Annotated in this window: 16 protein-coding genes and 3 tRNA genes; 4 read left to right on the forward strand and 15 right to left on the reverse strand. The window is 50.5% G+C overall.

What is annotated here, in order from left to right; translation table 11 throughout:
* Positions 1–41: 41 nt before the first annotated feature.
* From SPK40_RS06345 to SPK40_RS06360, 4 genes are all read right to left on the reverse strand, one after another.
* On the reverse strand, positions 42–971 hold the full coding sequence (locus tag SPK40_RS06345; protein WP_442957548.1) for an alpha/beta hydrolase: 930 nt from the start codon (positions 969–971) through the stop codon (positions 42–44).
* Positions 972–1034: 63 nt separating this feature from the next.
* Entirely contained in the window at positions 1035–1949 is a 915-nt protein-coding gene (locus SPK40_RS06350) for an alpha/beta hydrolase (RefSeq protein ID WP_330959804.1), read from the reverse strand.
* A 249-nt stretch (positions 1950–2198) separates the two neighbouring features.
* Entirely contained in the window at positions 2199–3056 is an 858-nt protein-coding gene (gene yghU, locus SPK40_RS06355) for a glutathione-dependent disulfide-bond oxidoreductase (RefSeq protein WP_330959805.1), read from the reverse strand.
* Between the two features lie 377 nt (positions 3057–3433).
* Positions 3434–4681 (reverse strand): SGNH/GDSL hydrolase family protein, encoded by a 1248-nt coding sequence (locus tag SPK40_RS06360; RefSeq protein ID WP_330959806.1) that lies wholly within the window; start codon positions 4679–4681, stop codon positions 3434–3436.
* Between the two features lie 644 nt (positions 4682–5325).
* Here SPK40_RS06360 and SPK40_RS06365 point away from each other — a divergent pair.
* On the forward strand, positions 5326–5655 hold the full coding sequence (locus tag SPK40_RS06365) for a hypothetical protein (RefSeq protein ID WP_330959807.1): 330 nt from the start codon (positions 5326–5328) through the stop codon (positions 5653–5655).
* Positions 5656–5740: 85 nt separating this feature from the next.
* A complete protein-coding gene (locus SPK40_RS06370) occupies positions 5741–6727 on the forward strand; it encodes a zinc-dependent alcohol dehydrogenase family protein (protein ID WP_330959808.1) in 987 nt (328 codons plus the stop codon).
* Positions 6728–6897: 170 nt separating this feature from the next.
* Here the strand turns inward: SPK40_RS06370 and SPK40_RS06375 are convergent, their stop codons facing one another.
* Positions 6898–7512, reverse strand: a complete 615-nt coding sequence (locus tag SPK40_RS06375; RefSeq protein WP_330959809.1) for a hypothetical protein — start codon at positions 7510–7512, stop codon at positions 6898–6900.
* A 9-nt stretch (positions 7513–7521) separates the two neighbouring features.
* The gene (locus SPK40_RS06380) at positions 7522–8265 is read right to left on the reverse strand and encodes a hypothetical protein (protein ID WP_330959810.1); all 744 of its coding nucleotides are present in this window, start codon (positions 8263–8265) and stop codon (positions 7522–7524) included.
* A 628-nt stretch (positions 8266–8893) separates the two neighbouring features.
* Here SPK40_RS06380 and SPK40_RS06385 point away from each other — a divergent pair.
* Complete coding sequence (locus SPK40_RS06385; RefSeq protein ID WP_330959811.1) at positions 8894–9580, forward strand: hypothetical protein; 687 nt, start codon at positions 8894–8896, stop codon at positions 9578–9580.
* 97 nt (positions 9581–9677) lie between these two features.
* Here SPK40_RS06385 and SPK40_RS06390 read toward each other — a convergent pair whose 3' ends face one another.
* The 4 genes from SPK40_RS06390 to SPK40_RS06405 form a co-directional block, all read right to left on the reverse strand.
* The gene (locus SPK40_RS06390) at positions 9678–10271 is read right to left on the reverse strand and encodes a cysteine dioxygenase (RefSeq protein ID WP_330959812.1); all 594 of its coding nucleotides are present in this window, start codon (positions 10269–10271) and stop codon (positions 9678–9680) included.
* A gap of 356 nt (positions 10272–10627) precedes the next feature.
* A tRNA-Leu gene (locus SPK40_RS06395) sits at positions 10628–10714 on the reverse strand.
* Between the two features lie 70 nt (positions 10715–10784).
* Positions 10785–10860 (reverse strand) — tRNA-Gly (locus SPK40_RS06400).
* Between the two features lie 3 nt (positions 10861–10863).
* A tRNA-Cys gene (locus SPK40_RS06405) sits at positions 10864–10937 on the reverse strand.
* Between the two features lie 411 nt (positions 10938–11348).
* Here SPK40_RS06405 and SPK40_RS06410 point away from each other — a divergent pair.
* The gene (locus SPK40_RS06410; protein WP_330959813.1) at positions 11349–12098 is read left to right on the forward strand and encodes a hypothetical protein; all 750 of its coding nucleotides are present in this window, start codon (positions 11349–11351) and stop codon (positions 12096–12098) included.
* 5 nt (positions 12099–12103) lie between these two features.
* On the opposite strand, the gene SPK40_RS06415 is transcribed toward SPK40_RS06410, so the two are convergent.
* The 5 genes from SPK40_RS06415 to SPK40_RS06435 form a co-directional block, all read right to left on the reverse strand.
* A complete protein-coding gene (locus SPK40_RS06415) occupies positions 12104–12736 on the reverse strand; it encodes a bifunctional 4-hydroxy-2-oxoglutarate aldolase/2-dehydro-3-deoxy-phosphogluconate aldolase (RefSeq protein WP_330959814.1) in 633 nt (210 codons plus the stop codon).
* Between the two features lie 15 nt (positions 12737–12751).
* Positions 12752–13672 (reverse strand): sugar kinase, encoded by a 921-nt coding sequence (locus SPK40_RS06420; RefSeq protein ID WP_330959815.1) that lies wholly within the window; start codon positions 13670–13672, stop codon positions 12752–12754.
* A 98-nt stretch (positions 13673–13770) separates the two neighbouring features.
* Complete coding sequence (locus SPK40_RS06425) at positions 13771–15261, reverse strand: sodium:solute symporter family protein (protein WP_330959816.1); 1491 nt, start codon at positions 15259–15261, stop codon at positions 13771–13773.
* 257 nt (positions 15262–15518) lie between these two features.
* Positions 15519–15911 (reverse strand): RidA family protein, encoded by a 393-nt coding sequence (locus SPK40_RS06430; protein WP_248139456.1) that lies wholly within the window; start codon positions 15909–15911, stop codon positions 15519–15521.
* Positions 15912–15975: 64 nt separating this feature from the next.
* Positions 15976–17412, reverse strand: a complete 1437-nt coding sequence (locus SPK40_RS06435; protein WP_330959817.1) for an N-acyl-D-amino-acid deacylase family protein — start codon at positions 17410–17412, stop codon at positions 15976–15978.
* Positions 17413–17465 lie beyond the last annotated feature (53 nt).

Raw genomic sequence — 17465 nt, forward strand, 5'->3', positions numbered from 1 at the left:
CAATCCGCATCAGGCCACCCGAGCTGCACCTCTTCAGAAACTTACAAGTTGTCCCGGAAGAAAGGCACGACCTTTTCCAGTGCAAGAGCAACCGGTTCAGGCTTGTCATATAAATCGTAGTGAGACCAGCCTTCCGCGACAAAAATCTCTTTCTTCTGCGAAGCCGCACGACCGTAAATTTCCCAGCCATCACGATAGGCACCGAAGCCGCCGGGTTTGTCGCCAATCACCACCAGCAGGGGCTGTGTCAGCAGCACTTCTGCATGAAGGAATGCATCCCAGCCCATCGCGGCACTGTTGAACGAGAACAGGCCGCTGGTCGCGCCGTTCGGCTGCTGACCGCGTGCGGTTTTGTAGTATTCCGTGGCTTCAAGCACATCAATATCATTCAGACCCATTTGCTTGCCCGCTTCAACCGAAGGCGGCAAATAATCAATCACATGACGTGCTGCACCCTGAGCTTCGGCAGTCCGCTGCTTGCCCATGGCCTCCATCGCGCCGACCGGATTAAACTCACTGAATGCCTCACGAATCAGTCGGCCGAAATTCACCCCGGTGATCGAAGTCAGTGCCCGAATCCGATGATCGGTCATCGCGGCATGAATGGTATACGCCCCGCCCCCGCACACGCCAATCGCACCAATACGGTTCTCGTCGACATAAGGCAGTGTGACCAGATAATCAATGGCAAAACGAATATCGGAAACCCGAATTGCAGGATCTTCAATCAAGCGCGGTGTTCCGCCACTGGCGCCCTGAAAACTGGCATCAAAGGCCAACACGACATAACCCGCTTCCGCCAGAGCGGCAGCATAAATATTGCCGGAAGTTTGTTCCTTACAGCTTCCAATCGGGTGCGTACTCACGATGGCCGGATACTTGACGGATGCATCGAATGCCGGGGGTAAATACAAGTCTGCGGCAGATTCCCAGCCCAGATTCTGATAAGTCACATGTTTAATATTGTTCATGTTCATCGCTCCGTACAGGCTCGGTACGAAACACCGAGCCTGATTGATTCAATACAGGGGAAATTACAGTTTGGACTGGAAGAAAGGCGCCAGCACCGAGACCGCTTCATCTACATACTGAGGCACGTCATACAAAGACATATGATTCGCACCGTTCACAACGTGGAACTGCTTGTCCTGACTGGCTGCACGCGCATACATATCATCACTCATCCACTTGCTGCCTGCTTCACTGCCCGCAATCACCTGCAGCGGTTGAGTCAGGAATGCTTCGGCTTTGTTGTATGCATCGTAAGTGATGATCTGACTGATACTTCGGGCCGTCATATAACCCGGTGCCGTCGGATACTGACAGCGTGGGGTGTGATAGTATTCCCAGGCTTCTTCCAGCTCTTTGTTCGGCGCATCTTCTTTGCGCATCGGTGCCAGCGGCAGAATCTCTGAATCGGGTTTGCCTGCATCACTGGTTCGCGCCTGAGAACCATGCTGAATGAAAGGAATCGCATCCTCATCTTTCACATTGTTGTCCCAGCCATTTCGGAACATCGAGCCAATGTTTACAGCGCTCACAGAACCCACCGCTTTGATCCGGCGATCATTCATTGCAGCATTTGCGGTATACCCCGCACCAGCACAAATTCCCATCGCACCAATCCGCTCCGGATCCACATAAGGCAGAGTGGTCAGATAATCAATCACTGCACTGACGTCTTCCGTCCGAATGTAAGGGTTTTCCAGCTGGCGGGGTTCGCCGGTGCTCTCCCCCTGATAAGAGGCATCGTAAGCGATGGTCACCAACCCTTGTTCAGCCAGCTTTTTCGCATAGAGCCCGGAGGCCTGCTCCTTCACACCGCCTCCCGGATGAGAGACAACCACAACCGGATATTTCTTGTGCTCATCAAATCCTTCCGGAAAGTTGATCACAGCGGCCATGGTGACACCCTGACCATTCAGATTTTTGAATTTCACCTTTTCCATGACACTCACCTCTTACCCTTGTATTCATCCGTATTGCTTGTCTTTCAGGCCGGGCCTGTTCAAGCGATGGGATGAGTATGGTCAAAAACCCAGGGGAGCGTTTGCCTGTTCAGATGCGATACTTGCCTAAAATGATGACTGAGAACGACGATCTGCTGAAGTCATTAAGAGGAGGGGTAAATTTGTGTTCAGTTGCACAGAAAGAAATGTGGCAGACAAAGCTGCCACATTGAGAATTTATCCGCAGGATTACGGCCGTTGCTTCAGTGCTGCATCAATATCTGCGGCACTGTGGCGTTCGGGGACTGCTTCCCAGGCTTCCCCTGAAGTCTTATTGACAATACGGCCACGCTGAACTGCCGGACGTTCCAGAATCGCTTTGGCCCAGCGCTGAACATGCTGATAGCGCTCTACATCCAGAAACTCCGCCGCATCATAAGCCAGTCCCAGTGTAACATTGCCGTACCAGGGCCAGATGGCAATATCAGCGATACTGTAAGTCTTACCGGCGACATAGGTGTGGTTTGCCAGTTGTTTATCCAGTACATCCAGCTGACGTTTCACTTCCATGGTGTAACGGTTAATCGGGTACTCATACTTTTCCGGAGCATAGGCATAAAAATGACCGAAACCACCGCCCAGAAAAGGCGCAGCACCCTGCAGCCAGAAAAGCCAGTTCAGAACCTGAGTTCGTTCCGCAATCTCTGTCGGCAGAAAATGGCCGAATTTTTCTGCCAGATACACCAGAATTGAACCGGATTCGAAAACATTGATGGATGTCTCTCCCGAGCGATCCACCAGTGCCGGGATCTTGGAATTCGGATTCACACCCACAAAGCCGGAAGAAAACTGATCGCCGTCGCCGATATTGATCAGATGCGCATCATACTCGGCGCCGGACTCACCCAAAGCCAGCAGTTCTTCCAGCATGATGGTGATCTTCTGACCATTCGGCGTTCCCAGCGAATATAACTGAAGGGGATGGTCGCCGACCGGAAGTTCTTTCTCATACCGGGCCCCGGCATCCGGCCGGTTAATGCTTGCCCACTCGCCGCCATTTTCGCAGTCCATGGTCCAGACTTTCGGGGGTACGTATTGGTTTGCCATCCTGTTTTACCTCACTTCGATAGACTCATCTGTTCAATATCGGGGCGGCGCGTGACGAATCAAAGTTTACGGCCGTGATTCATTAGAACGGTTAGTGATAGAAAAGTCACAAAAAATATAACCTGATGAACTTTCGCGAGTTTCCGGCAAGTCATCCGAATGAACTGTCAGTGCCGGTACCCACGCTGCACAATCCCACAACGGACCAAAACTGAAAAGGCAGACAGTGAGCAAAATCTTTGGGTTGATCGGCTGGTCAAAGAAAGTGAGTCATGACGAACAAGCCCCTGAACAAAGGCAGGCCGCGCGTCTTGGAAATTCGGGAAAATCAGGCGGAACGACATGCACTGAGTCGTCCCGCCTGAATGATCAGCCGATTATGGCTGGATATTGAACGAAGACACCGCAGGCAGATACATCGCATTTGCAATGAACTTGTGCGTCGCCGTCGTCGGATGGGTCACGCCCCAGAACACATACTTATCTGAGCCGTGCGATGCACAGTCAGCCGTAAAATCGTGGCTGTACAGGTAATCCGCGGCTGAGTTTCGGTTGATGTCCAGACAGGCATCTTTGGCATTCGCAAAGCCGTATGCCAGTGGCTCCGTCGTGATCTTTTCGAACAGGGCATAAGCGTCAAACAACACCACGTTCACACCTTTGTCCTGATAACTTTTGGCCTCAGTTTTGATGAATTCGTTAAAGGCCAGAAGCTTTGCCCGGACCTTATCAATTTCAGCCTGAGTGGCATACTTAAACTGCGGCGCACGGGTCGCATCCGGCAGAGTCATCAGCAAAATGTTATTGGCGCCGGAAGCGGTCAGACGTTGCATCGCTTCACTGTAATCCGCTTTTGCATCCGCAACCGTCCGGTCATAGTTCATGAAATCGTTCAGGCCAAATTCCAGCGTGAACAGCGTATTCGCCGGATTGTAGTTCTTCGCCAGCTGCATGTATTCCAGATAGGACGTGACCTGCTCTGTCACACCCGTGAGTGCAACATACTGGTTCGAACCCGCCGCACCGCCGACTGCCCAGTTATACAGCGGCAGATTCAGGCTGTCCGACAGATACTCAGTCCAGACAAAACCATTGGAGAAATGGCCCAGGAACCAGGAATTCCGGTTCGGGAAAACCCATTGCGAAGCGTTGAACAGATTGCCGGTATCCGACAGACTGTCGCCGAATGCCACGACCTTATTGATGTCGTTCACCGGCCCCTGATCGTTGGTCCAGACAGTATGGTTATACGACCAGCTGTTGTCCGCCGCATAAAACAGCATGTCCGCCGTATCGTGGGTTACGCCCAGTGTTTCGGCACAACGCTGCTGAATTTCAGACTGCGACGTACTGGTGTAGAACATATTTTTAAACGACCAGCCGGACCACCAGTAACCATTCAGTTTGTAATAATCTCCGTTGGTATCCCGGGCCCACTCCCAGGTGGTTGCCGGATCATCATGTGTCTGTGCCGGGCGATACCAGCAACGCACATAAGTGTAAGTGTTACTACTTTGTACCTCTTGAATTTGCGCAGCCGTCAGCGGTTGGTTTGTGTTCTCAACTTCAGCACTTTGTGCAAGTACAGAAAATGGCAAAAGTGTCAGTAAAAGTGTTTTTTTCATTGTGAGCCATACATTCATTGTCAGTGGTAAGAGGTATGACCTATAGATGATGTTAATGGAATGTGTCAAAAATGCACTGCAACTAGAAGCACAAAAATGGAACCAAGTTCAAAGGGTGACGGCTTTATAAGCGATTTTTTGCGACATCCCGGGAACGGGAGGACATGAGGTTTATGAAGCTTTTATGATGAAAAACAACCGGATATACACATTAAAAATCAGGTCTTTTGACTACTGATATTCTGCTGTTCCGCTTTAAAAATAAACGAAGTGGTGCATTCAAAATCAAATTTAATTCTGAATTTTTTGTTTCATTTTTTTAACATTTAATGCATCAGCTATCCGCCGCTGTTGCACGACTGATATCCAGCTCACTTGAATACATCACCACAGTGAATTTGAAAGGATCAATCATTTATTTGAGATTATAATATCGTTGAACCGGACTTCTGCAGCAAAATAACGCTTCTTATCCTAGATATCTGCCTCGGTTTCACACTGGATATCTCCCATTGCGAAAGCAGGCTGTAATAACAAAGTGAATGATGATGACAGAAAATAACCCGCATGCTGACCATGCATTTGAGCTCGCAAATAAAGCACTTTTTCTAGAATTAGACGGGACTCTTTCTGAAGCCTTACACATGTGGCAGCAAGCTTCCGCATACGCCGATGAACACCTGCCCGATGATGATTTGAATTTCTGGATCAAAAGCGGCTATGGCTCTGTCTTACTTGAACATCAAGACTATGAGCTCGCCATTGCCATCTCCGGCCAGGCTTTAAACTGGTGCCGTGAACAGAAACAACCCCTCCCCTTTCTGACCACAGCCAAAGCCTATCTGAAGCTCGGAGACACCAGCAAAGCTGCACAATTCGCTCATCAGGCACAGCAGATCAGTGGTGACGAGATTTTCGATCAATTTGAGCCCCGGGACCGGGAAATCATCATCACGACACTGAACCATCACTAATTGTTTGCCCCCGTTTGGGTTCAGCAAAGCGCATCCCGGCAGTGAGCTCATACTATTTTCAGCGGACGACAAAGAAGCAACCTCAATGACGCACCACAATCACAACACTCGCATCAATCAGGTCAGTTTTGGTGAACCCAAGGATGTGCTGGTGCTGGAACAACTTCCTTGCACATCGCGGGACCAGAGTCTTGTCAGAGTCCGGATCGAAGCTGCGAATATCAACCCCAGTGATCTGTTATCGATTCATGGTGTTGGTCAGTACCGCCGGAATCATCAGCCGCCGAGAGTGCCGGGGTTTGAAGCGGTGGGTCATGTGATCGCGTCTGATTGTCCCCGTTTTGTTTCAGGACAAAAGGTGCTCGTTGCGGCGCAGGGAACCTGGCAGAAATATGCAGATGTGCATCCGGATAACTTATTTCACCTGCCGCCGGATATCGACAACGGCTATGCGGCCCAGCTCTATATCAATGCCTTCACGGCCTGGATTCTGACCACGGAAGTGGCCCGCCTCACGCCGGAGGATGTCGTCATCATCAATGCAGGCAGCTCTGCAATTGGCAAAATCTTCGCGCAGTTGTCTTCAACCGTAGGATTTACCCTCATTGCCATCACCTCACGGCCTGAATCCTATCCGTATCAGACTGTACCTGTCTTAAACGCCCATGAAAATCTGGCATCACAGCTCAAGCAATATGGCCTCCCGCAACCCAATGTGGCACTGGACGCAATCGGCGGTCCTGCCGGCACCGAATTGATTCAGACGCTTGGCGCTCAGGGACGATATATCACCTACGGTACCTTGTCGCTGGCCGTGTATGAAAAAGGCTTTTTCGAATATCAGCAACGGCAGCAGATTCAGTTCAGTAATTTCTTCTTACGGTACTGGGAAGATCAGGCAGGCAAAGCCGCCCGAAGAGAACAGTTTGACATGATGCTCGAGCATTTTCTGTCCAACAAGATCGCGCTGGATGTAGACCAGTACTTCCCTCTGGAACAGTTTCAGCTGGCTTTGGAGACGATTGAAAAGCATCGTGCGGCTTTAAAGGGCAAGATTATTTTGACGATGTAATGGTATTGCTTCACTGAGCAATGTTTACACCGCCATTCAACCGCCATTGAGGCGGCTGAATGGATATCCGGTTGAACTGAAAAATCAACAGGCCAGCAAAGATTACTCTTCAATTTCAGGGAGTAAAAATCAGGACAGGCACTTTATTCTGAATGACTGATTCACAGGCATCATCCGGGATCGTATTGCTTCTCATCGGATTGAACAGGCGAAAAGTCGATGCCAAGTTCATTATGAATGGCTTTACTTTTTTGATCGTTCAGCCCATTGAACACAACGTCTGCATTCAGGCCGATATGACAGGAACCATAAATACGACCGATTTTTTTCATTGTTGCCGTTAATTCAACTTCACCTGTGTGTGTCGGTAACACTTCTAAATCATAACTATCTAAGATTCGATGACGTTGAATAAACTGAGCCGACTTCGGTTCAAATCTCAGAGTGAAGAGCGACGAAGACGATTCCCTTCTATTCCAGGTAAGTGTCAGCGTATCATCCGCAGTCATGTCATATTGAACTTCACGCCACTTCCAAAAGTTTCGGGTTCGGTAGACCCATTGTGCCTCGTTGACACGCCAGAGAATTTCCCTTTTTCGCAACACAGACCACAGCCCCAGCAACCCAAATGCAGCCTGTAAGGGGCTAGGCGATGTAACAGGCAGAAAGATGGCGAACCCAATCGTCCAAAACCAGCCAAATGGCTTATGCCAGACCTTTAAGTTGCAGATGACACTATCGTTTGTGTGTTCTGTTTGCTTTGTCATTTTCATCTCGCCTGTCATACGACAACATCATTGGTGGTGTTCTGCCGATTTCGTTTCATGTTTCATTTGACTAGGCTTCAGCCTGTATCGCTTCACTTCATAATGAGCGGCATTCATGTCGCTATCGTCCAGCGTTTCATCAGTACGCTTGAATGCTTCATCCAATGGGATGCGAGTAGGATCTAAGCCAAGCGCTGTTTTGATTGCCATATATCTTTCATCGTCCAGATCTGTCAATCCAAAAACGATTTGGACATCCAGATTGCTGGCACGGTAGATCCCGATAATTTGTTTCATCATCTCCGTTAACTCAGGCGCTTTGGCATCTTGATCGAATTTTTTTAATCGATATTGAACTCCAGCTTGATATTCAGATTGACCATCCGGATCAAACCGACTGGCTTCCGGTTCGAACTCAAGTTCAAACCAGCCATAACGCGTCATGATCGTGCCATCTCTTTCTTCCTCAACCGGCTTTTCGTAATACAAAATCAATGCATCGCGGTCTGTCATCTGATGGCTGGTCTGGCGCCACAGAAAAAAACGTCGAACTCGGTAAGACCACTGACGCTCCCTTTTTCGCCAGACCATTTCTTTTTTGCGTAATACGGACCAAAGGCTCAGTAAAGCCGTCAGGTACTGAACCGGAAAATAAGGAAACAGCACGATCAATACAACAGACGCCAGGAAAAATACCCAACCAACAGGCTTGTGCCAGATATTCAAGTTACAGGTGACGATATCGTCTCTCTTCTTTTTTAGCTTAGCCATGCCAACCCCACGATTTAATAACAAATTTCACTTTAGATGTACTGCCGATTTTCCAGCATTTCACTGTGACACTTGGTGCGCAGAATAATGATTTGAAATAATCCACACAAGGTAACCGCTTTCAAGAAGCGCAGTAAATATTGGGGCGACATGATGAGAGTATGGATTTAAATAACATGAAGATATTCCTCTCAGGGAATTTAAACTTTTAAAAAAGACAGTCACCTTACAATACTTATTCTCCTCACTGTTGAATTCGACTTTTTCCAGCATAAAGCGAATGGTCGCCAGAGACAGCGGTTTATCCTGATATTCAACACGGCGTACATCAAGAGAAACGGCTATCAAGCATTCATGCGTAAGCCGTAAATTTCGATTAAGCCAGCCGAACCGTGAACCATTGGATTTGTTGATAAAACAACCAAATCAGCGTACTTGAAATCCCCTCTACAGCATTTTCTTAATCTATTCATTTACAAGCATTTCCTAACATTTCAGTGAACCAAATAAGTTTCAATAGAATATTGCTCCACCTGTTGGCAATACATTCAGCATTGCAATTTAGCCCGAAACGGACATACTGCGCCCTGTTAAACGCTGTAGAAAAATGTGTTGGAGTAGTCGTCTGATGAGACTTTTAGGTAAATTTTGTTTTAGCTTAGTTGTATTGTTTCTGGCCGGTTGTATCGAATCTGGTGTGAATTTTTCGATTCGCTACGATGCTGTGAATGGATTGAAAAACAATGCGCTATTAATGCATGACGACCAAGTCATTGGCAAGGTCAATGAAATTATCTACACCGAACAAGGTCATTTTGAAGTGCATGTGACTGTCGATGAAGCCTTCCAATCGCTGGCAACTGATTCTGCTCTGTTTGTCATCACAGACAATGCCAAGGCCAAAGAGACACAGATGATTAAACTCATTTCGAATGACAAGCCGGGAACATTCATTCAAGACGGGCAAGTGATTCAGGGCAGTACAAAATTCACGGGGATTGCTAAAGAGATGCAAAATCAGCTTGGCAAGAGCCTGCAGTCGTTCGCTTCCAGTATTGACCGTTCCTTCTCGAACTGGGTCGATAATACTGCAGAACCAACAGCGGACCAACTGGACAATGAATTAGATCAACTGATAGAGGAAGCAAAATCATTCGGTCATGATGCCAAAGATCGGATACAAGCCGATGTTGTTGAAACGCTGAAACAGCATATTGAACGACTGAAGCTGCAAATGAATGAACGGAATCAGGACGACTCCATTGACCAGCTTGAAAAGAAGGTGGAAGAACTGGATCACCTGATGCAGGCGTAATTTAAAACCCTAAGTATACGTTTCCTTGACCAAGACAACATCGGATCTGCAAGCAATACAACGTGTCGTAGATCCGATGATTCGCCACCAAGCTTCTTCAGATTTCATAGAACCAGGAGTCATGCTGAAGATCCAGCAGCTCTGCGGTCCCGCTTTCGAGTTGGTAGAGATAGAACTGTTTCAACGGCGGAGAATAGATGTGCAGTGTCACCAAAGGTTCATCCCCGCCTTGCAGGTTGGATATCTGGTGAATATCACTGTCGTGACTCACCGTCACCTCACCGCTTGGATAGTGCGTCGACTGGGTCGCGTAAATGTGACCATTCGCAGCTGGCTGAAACAGAGTTTCTGTCGCCTGCCCCTGCAGCACTTTAACCCCGCAAGCGCTGCCAAGGTGGTCATGAATTTTACTCCGCTGACCATTCAGCCAGCTTAGGATCAACACTTCACAATGATCATTGCCAAACAAGCGGCGCCTTGAGTACGTCTCCTGATCAAACTGCACCAACTGTTTTACCTCGTCACTGTTGAATTCGACTTTTTCCAGCATAAATCGAATGGTGGCCAGAGACAGCGGTTTGTCGGCTAATTCAACATGAGCCAGAAATTCCTGATAGTTAAAACGGTAGTCCGCATCCAGTAACGCAGTAAGAGCGGGGGCCATCTGATGATGTGTCGTTGAAGGTTGCATCGTGTTCTCCTAACCTGTTGTTTTATTCGTTATTGTTATGTCTTATTCCTGTTTAACACGGTCAGTAGACCACTTTCTTTCGCGTCCGGCTTACTGAAGTATTGGATTCGGTGAACACAGTCACGAATTAACATACAATTAACAACTCTGAAGTTTGCATGCTGCCCTTCGAGGAGAACTTCGAGGAAAAACAAAAGGCATTGACTGACAAACTGTTCATTACGGCCTTGCTGCAGGCGGAAGGAAGGCGAAGTAATGAGAAAAATCACTGAAAATAGAAGAGAAGAGAGAAGACTAAAAAATGCAGACAAAGAAAAACGGCTTACAAGCGCTAGCCTGTAAGCCGTTGATTTAGATGGTGCCCCGAGCCGGACTTGAACCGGCACAACGCGAACGTCGAGGGATTTTAAATCCCTTGTGTCTACCAATTCCACCATCAGGGCACGCAATTCTGGATTGCGATGGGTCAGACACCATCTTTGTACCGACATCTGAATCGATACAGACAAAATTTGGAGCGACACACGAGGTTCGAACTCGTGACCTCAACCTTGGCAAGGTTGCGCTCTACCAACTGAGCTAGTGTCGCAAATGGAGGCGCGTCCCGGAGTCGAACCGAGGTCCACGGATTTGCAATCCGCTGCATAGCCACTCTGCCAACGCGCCTTCGACAATCAACCACTTGGGTTGTTGTTTTGGCTTTCACCATGACCGCTTCGTCGTTACCCTCCGTTGCGGTACGGGATGCATTCTACGCAAAGGTGAGATCGAGTCAACAGCAAAATTCATCAATTTGAACTGAGTGATTGTTTTACACCCAAAACAGGTCATTCTTCTCATTTTTTACCCATCAGACAAAGCTAAAAGGCTGACTTTTTATCGGTGTGTGAGGGAGTTAGCGCGTTTCATTCGTTGAACGCGGTCGTGATTTTTGAAAAGAAATTGGGTTTTTCCCCTTCTGGCAGGCCTGCAATTTTGTCTGAGGCTTGTCATTTCCGGGCAAAAAGAACAGAATGGCGACCCAGATCACATTTCAATTTTGTTATGCGCCGTTTCAGTCTTTGTGTCCCAGTCGTGATGTCTTGTTTACTCGCTGCCTGTTCGCCTGCCGAACAAGCTAAGACACATCTTCACATCCGGTTTCTGACACAACTCCCCCCTTCTCCCGGCAAGGCTGATCTGGATGTCATTGCGATGCCCGCACAAGAAGGGATGACCTTTTATTCGGCGCATAATCCCAAGGTGGAACAACAGCCGTTTTCTTACATTACGGCAATCACCCCGGAAACAAAGTCCTACAGTGATTCTGCCAGCCTGCTGCCTCAGGCCAGTTATCCGGTGCTGGCAAGTAATATCGATTTCGGCCTTCGCCAGAACGGGGACGAAGTTTACAGCTACAACAGCTATAAAGGCCGGGCAGACGCTTTCATTCGCTGGTATGGCAATAATCAGGTTGCTTTTCTGGCGCTGATTAACCCTTACCCGGGCAGTGAAGAACTGCACGAGCGGGATCTGACGCTGCTCAGAAACAGTGTTGACCGGCTTCAGGTGAAAGGGATCCGAAATATCGTGCTGCTGAGTCAGTATCCGACACGCTTTTCCCCGGAGCTGTTAAAAAACGTGCAGGGCGTGGATGTGGTGATCAGTGCCGGTCAGGAGTCACAAACTACAGTGACAGGCAAACGCTGCATCGCAGCATTCAGCCAGGCGAAACCTGATAAGTTATCGCTGATGTTTGATCCGAAAGGACAAATCAAAATGTGCAGTTTTCCGGATGAAAAAAGCCGCTTCAACACGGAAGCGGCCATTACACCCAAAGGGCTCTGACAGCGTCAGTCGCGAACCAGCGCGACCGCTTCACGTACCAGACGACCGATTTCTTCCCAGTCGCCGTTATCAATCAGCTGCGGGGCGACCATCCAGGTGCCGCCACAGCACAGCACGCGATCCACGGCTAGATAGTCACGAATATTGGCTTTACTGATGCCGCCGGTTGGCATCAGGCTGACATCCACATAAGGCGCCAGCAGTGATTTCACCATATTCAAACCGCCGGAGGCTTCCGCCGGGAAGAATTTCAGAAAGTTCAGACCCAGTTCCAGCGCCTGTTCAATCTGGCTTGGGTTGTTCACGCCCGGAACCACCACAATCCCCTTCTCCTGACAGTAACGCACTGTATTCAGGTTCAGACCCGGCGCCACAATAAACTCGGCACCGGCTGCCTGCGCGCGATCCACCTGCGCCGCATTCAGCACAGTACCCGCGCCGATACACAGCGTTGGATAAGCTTCCCGCATCAGGCGGATGGCTTCTGCTGCCGCGTCAGTCCGGAAGGTGACTTCTGCCACGGGCAGGCCGTTCTCTACCAGGGTTTTCGCCAGCGGAACTGCCTGTTCCACCCGGTTGATTTGAATCACCGGGATAACTTTCAATTGTTTTAACTTTTCAATCAGGGATTGAGACATGAACTTCTAACTCCTTTACATCATCTCTGTCATAGCCTCGGGCGGAATAATCGCGCCCGGGTGTTGAATCACAATCGCAGCCAACTGGTGACCCAGTTCTGCCGATGCCGTGGCTGTTTCTCCGCTCAGCCGGCCTGCCAGATAACCGGCTGCAAATGAATCGCCTGCCGCGCAGGTATCAATCACCGTCTGAACCGGGTTGGCAGCCACTTCACTGATCCCCGGATGGTCAGACTTTAAATCCGTCGCCACCAGACACGGCTGGCTGCCGCGCTTAATCACAACTTCAGCGCAGCCAAAATCGCGGCAACGTTCCGTCACATCGCCCTCGCCCCACACTTTCTGGTCATCATATTCGGTGATCAGGGCGATATCCACAAAAGGCAGCACCTGCTTATACCAGTATTGAGCCTGTTTGGCTGTCCACAGTTGCGGCCGGAAGTTGTTATCGAACACAACTTTACCGCCGGTCGCTTTGTGTTTTTCCAACAGTGTAATCAGAATGGCTTTGGCATCTTCCGCCAGAATCGCCAGACTGATGCCGCTGATATACAACACATCAAACTCATTGTTATCAATGGCCCGTTCCAGCGGGGTAACTCCGGTCGCGAAATAAAACTTCGCGGCACTGTCATTGCGCCAGTAGTGAAAATGGCGCTCGCCGCTGGGCTCGGTTTCCACCAGATAGAGTCCGGGTAATTTCTCGTCCAGCCGACGCACCAGACGCGTATCAATATATTCTTCCTGCCAGGCAGACAGCATATCCTGGCTGATATTGTCTTTTCCCAGTGCCGTTGCGTAACTGACATCCAACCGGCGAGAACGTCCGAGCCGGGCCAGATAGAGTGCCGTATTTAAGGTATCACCACCAAAGGTGCGACGTAACGGCTGGCCGCTCAGCTCGACCATACATTCACCAAAAAATGCAATTTTCACAGCGGTCCCTTTCTTTCTTGGACTGTTTCTACAAGCCTAATTCATGATGCAGGCCTTGGTTCATCACAAAGACCTGCATTTTCACAAGTTTTAGCGATTTATTTCGCGCAGGCAGCCTCTGTACTGATGTCCTTCTGAACAGTGTTTTCCATCGCTTCACGCTCGGCATCCAGGATGGCTTTGGCCTGTGCCGGGCTCACCTGATTGGCAGGTGTCAGCAAGCTGACGGTTGCACCAGCCACCAGCGCAGTCAGCACCGACGGGATGCAGGGATTTCCCCAGTAGGCATTCCAGTCCGCATTCAGAATCACCGAGAAAGATGCCGCTGAAGCCCCGGCCAGCGTTGCCAGTGCTCCCTGCCAGTTATACCGGGACCAGAACCGCCCCAGCATGCCGCAGACGAACATGCCTGACATCACGGTGGAAATCATCTTGGTGATATAGCTGATAATGTCATTCGAAGTCAGCGCGAACAGAAGGGCCATGCCAATGACAATCACCAGCGACAGACGGGAGTAAAACACCATTTTGTCTTTTGAGGGTACTTTGCCCGTAAAGAGGATAAAAATGTCACGCAGCATGATCGACACCCCGGCAATCGCATCCGAACTGGCGCTCGACATGGTGGCAGACAGACCCGCAATCAGCACAATCATTCCCACGGCGACCGGCAGCACGGTTGCGGCGACATAAGGAAACGCATAGTTCGCGTTGTTCAGTTCCGGGTTAATGGCGTGGGCAGACATCCCGATGACTGCCGGAATAATTGAGAAAAACAGGTAAAGTACACCGGACATGACGAAAGAGCGGCGAATCGTGGACACATCCTTACCCGAGTAAATACGCTGGCGGAAAGACGGCGTAGCCAGAATTCCGACACCGACCACCATCGCCAGCGACAGCGCAGGCAGTGCGCCCAGCTTTTCAATGCCGAGCAGGCTCACCGCTGCCGGATCCATGGCTTGATAGAGGTTTTCCAGCCCGCCGATCTGCTGAACGGAAAGTACCGCCATCAGAATAAAGCCGAAGAACAGAACAATCGCCTGAATCGTATCGGTCCAGACCACCGCGGTATAACCGCCAATGACGACATAAATGGTGAAGGCCGCAGCAATGACGATCTTGGCAGTATTCAGATCGATATCCGCGATCCACGCCAAATACAGGCCGCCGCCGAGAATATGGGCGCCCAGCCAGCCGATACAGGCCACGAAGATCAGCACACCCACAACGTTTTTCACCACCTTGTTGGCGCCAACATAGTAGGCCAGTTCTTCACTCATGGTCATGAAGTTCAGCTTACGGACCGGGGCAAACCACCAGGCCAGCAGTAAGATCCCCAGGGCACCCCCGATTCCGTATAACGCACCGGCCCAGCCGTTCAGGTATCCGAAACCGACTGCGCCCATACTGGAGCCGGTACCCACCATGGTTGCCACGGTCGTCCCCAGTACGAGGAACAATGGCAGGCCACGTCCGCCCAGCAGAAAATCTTCCCCTGATTTCTGCGAGCGGGACACAAGCCAGCCCAGCCAGATCATAAACACCACATATGCACCGAATCCGGTGAGAAAGAGTGTACTGTTCATTCCTTACCTCTTATAATCCGTCATTGCTTTTATTTGCTTGGGGATAAACACATTCGGTTATCCCGTGTATGACTGAAATTGACTTTGAATTTCAGTCATTTGCTTTTTACGGGCTGGTACTTTGCCAGCCCTTTTTCTTTGCTTCTGCCTGAGATTTCAGCACAGAAAAATTCTTGCAACAGATCCTGCAGGCTCAAGAGACAGCTGGTCCGTTCAGCGTATGACTGACCGAATCCAAGTCCGAGTTGTGGGCCGGATTAACGGCGATCCTCTCGGTAACAGGTCACATCCACTTCCACTTTGACGTCCACCACCAGATCACACACCATGCAGATCCGGGCTGGCGGATGTTCACCAAAAAACTCCTGAAAGACCTTGTTGAACGACTGGAAATAACGGGCATCGGTCAGCACCACTTTCACATGGACCACATCGGCCAGGCCGTATCCGGCTTCTTCCATAATATTGAGACAGTTCTGAATCGCCAGGCGTGACTGATCGACGATACCGCCTTCAACCACCTCGCCGTCTGTCATCGGTGTCTGGCCTGAAACATACAGGAATCCACCGGCCTGCGTCGCACGTGCAAATGGCAGATGCTGCCCGCCGGTGCCTGTCCCGCCTTCCACGCCGTAACGAATAATCGTCATGATTGTTTTCTCCAATTGAGGGCTGATTAGCCTTGTGACTTTGAATAATTCTGTGTGTGCTTCATCATTGATGCCGGGCCAGAAAGCGGCCATGACGTTCCGGGCTGACACTGCCCTGCTGATAGCTGATCCGGCCATTCACCATGACCAGTGCAATACCCTTTGCGGCAGTAATCGGGTGCTCGAAACTGGCAGCGTCCTCAATCGTGGCCGGGTCAAAAAGCACCAAATCCGCAAAAGCGCCTTCGGCGATGATCCCCCGGTCTTTCAGCCCGAAACGTCGGGCCGACATCCCGGTCATCTTGTGAACGGCCTGCTCCAGCGAGAACAACTTGCGTTCGCGGGTGTAGTAGCCCAGCACCCGGGGAAATGCCCCCCACAGACGCGGGTGCGGATGCGGGTCATTCGGCAGGCCATCAGAGCCCACCATGGTGAGACGGTATTTCAGTACCCGCTCGACATCGGCTTCATCCATGCAGTGATACACCGCCCCGGCCGGTTGCAGCGCTCTAGCGGCGTCCATCAGCGGCAGGTCCATCTCCGCCGCAATCTCTTTCAGCATCTTGCCTGCCAGTTCCGGGAACGCTTCTGACCAGGTAATGAAGATATCGATATCTTCTGTGACCTGATTAAGATCCAGCGTCGAGGAACTGGCAGAATACGGGTAACAGTCGCAGGCCACATCCTGACACTGCGCGGCAGATTCCATCCGGTCCAGCACTTCCACCGTCCGGCCCCAGTTGCCTGCGCCTGCACATTTGAGATGTGAAATCACCACCGGGACTCTGGCGTGCTTGCCAGTTTGGAATGCTTCGTCCATTGCATCCAGAATCTGTTCGAATTCAGTGCGCATATGGGTGGTATAGATACCGTTGAAAGCCGCCAGTGCTTCCGCCAGCGCCATCACTTCCTCAGCCGGTGCCTGTTTGGCGGAGGCATAAGCCAGCCCGGAGCTCAGGCCAAGCGCACCTTGCTGCATGGCCTGTTTCAGCAGGGCCTTCATGGCAACAATTTCCTGCGGCGTCGCGGCGCGACAGAGATCATCCATCACCTGATTGCGCAAGGTGGTATGACCCACCAGCGCCGCCACATTGACTGCGGGCTGCGCCTGACGTACTGCTTCGGCGTAGTCTGCAAAAGCCGGGTACCGGAAATCTTCCCGCTTGCCCAGCAGGTTCATGGGATCGGGCGGATCAGCAGCCAGCACTGCCGGAGACGCGCTGATACCGCAGTTACCGACAATCACCGTGGTAACGCCCTGGCTGATTTTTGGCAGACACTCAGGAAAACGGATCACATGGGTGTCGTCGTGGGTGTGCACATCAATGAAGCCCGGCGCCAGTACCTGATGACGGCCGTCAATCACCTGATGCGCGGCACAACCGGCAAGGTCACCAATCTGAACGATGCGACCATTCTGAATGGCAACATCGGCGCGGTAGGCATCCGCGCCGGTGCCATCAATGATGCTGACCTGGCGGAATACGGTCTCAAACTGCATACGTTTTCCTTTTCGTTCGTTTCTCGCATCCGCCACCTTCTTTCAGAATTGGC

This window comes from Photobacterium sp. 53610, from assembly GCF_036409375.1.
Lineage (GTDB): Bacteria > Pseudomonadota > Gammaproteobacteria > Enterobacterales > Vibrionaceae > Photobacterium.

Excerpts from the sequence above, each read along its gene's own strand:
- SPK40_RS06435 (WP_330959817.1), bottom strand. The coding sequence starts at position 17,412 with ATGCAGTTTGAGACCGTATTCCGCCAGGTCAGCATCATTGATGGCACC.
- SPK40_RS06380 (WP_330959810.1), bottom strand. The coding sequence starts at position 8,265 with ATGGCTAAGCTAAAAAAGAAGAGAGACGATATCGTCACCTGTAACTTG.
- SPK40_RS06365 (WP_330959807.1), top strand. The coding sequence starts at position 5,326 with ATGTGGCAGCAAGCTTCCGCATACGCCGATGAACACCTGCCCGATGAT.
- SPK40_RS06415 (WP_330959814.1), bottom strand. The coding sequence starts at position 12,736 with ATGTCTCAATCCCTGATTGAAAAGTTAAAACAATTGAAAGTTATCCCG.
- SPK40_RS06370 (WP_330959808.1), top strand. The coding sequence starts at position 5,741 with ATGACGCACCACAATCACAACACTCGCATCAATCAGGTCAGTTTTGGT.
- SPK40_RS06385 (WP_330959811.1), top strand. The coding sequence starts at position 8,894 with ATGAGACTTTTAGGTAAATTTTGTTTTAGCTTAGTTGTATTGTTTCTG.
- SPK40_RS06345 (WP_442957548.1), bottom strand. The coding sequence starts at position 971 with ATGAACAATATTAAACATGTGACTTATCAGAATCTGGGCTGGGAATCT.
- SPK40_RS06410 (WP_330959813.1), top strand. The coding sequence starts at position 11,349 with ATGTCTTGTTTACTCGCTGCCTGTTCGCCTGCCGAACAAGCTAAGACA.
- SPK40_RS06375 (WP_330959809.1), bottom strand. The coding sequence starts at position 7,512 with ATGACAGGCGAGATGAAAATGACAAAGCAAACAGAACACACAAACGAT.
- SPK40_RS06430 (WP_248139456.1), bottom strand. The coding sequence starts at position 15,911 with ATGACGATTATTCGTTACGGCGTGGAAGGCGGGACAGGCACCGGCGGG.
- SPK40_RS06390 (WP_330959812.1), bottom strand. The coding sequence starts at position 10,271 with ATGCAACCTTCAACGACACATCATCAGATGGCCCCCGCTCTTACTGCG.
- SPK40_RS06360 (WP_330959806.1), bottom strand. The coding sequence starts at position 4,681 with ATGAAAAAAACACTTTTACTGACACTTTTGCCATTTTCTGTACTTGCA.
- yghU (WP_330959805.1), bottom strand. The coding sequence starts at position 3,056 with ATGGCAAACCAATACGTACCCCCGAAAGTCTGGACCATGGACTGCGAA.
- SPK40_RS06425 (WP_330959816.1), bottom strand. The coding sequence starts at position 15,261 with ATGAACAGTACACTCTTTCTCACCGGATTCGGTGCATATGTGGTGTTT.
- SPK40_RS06350 (WP_330959804.1), bottom strand. The coding sequence starts at position 1,949 with ATGGAAAAGGTGAAATTCAAAAATCTGAATGGTCAGGGTGTCACCATG.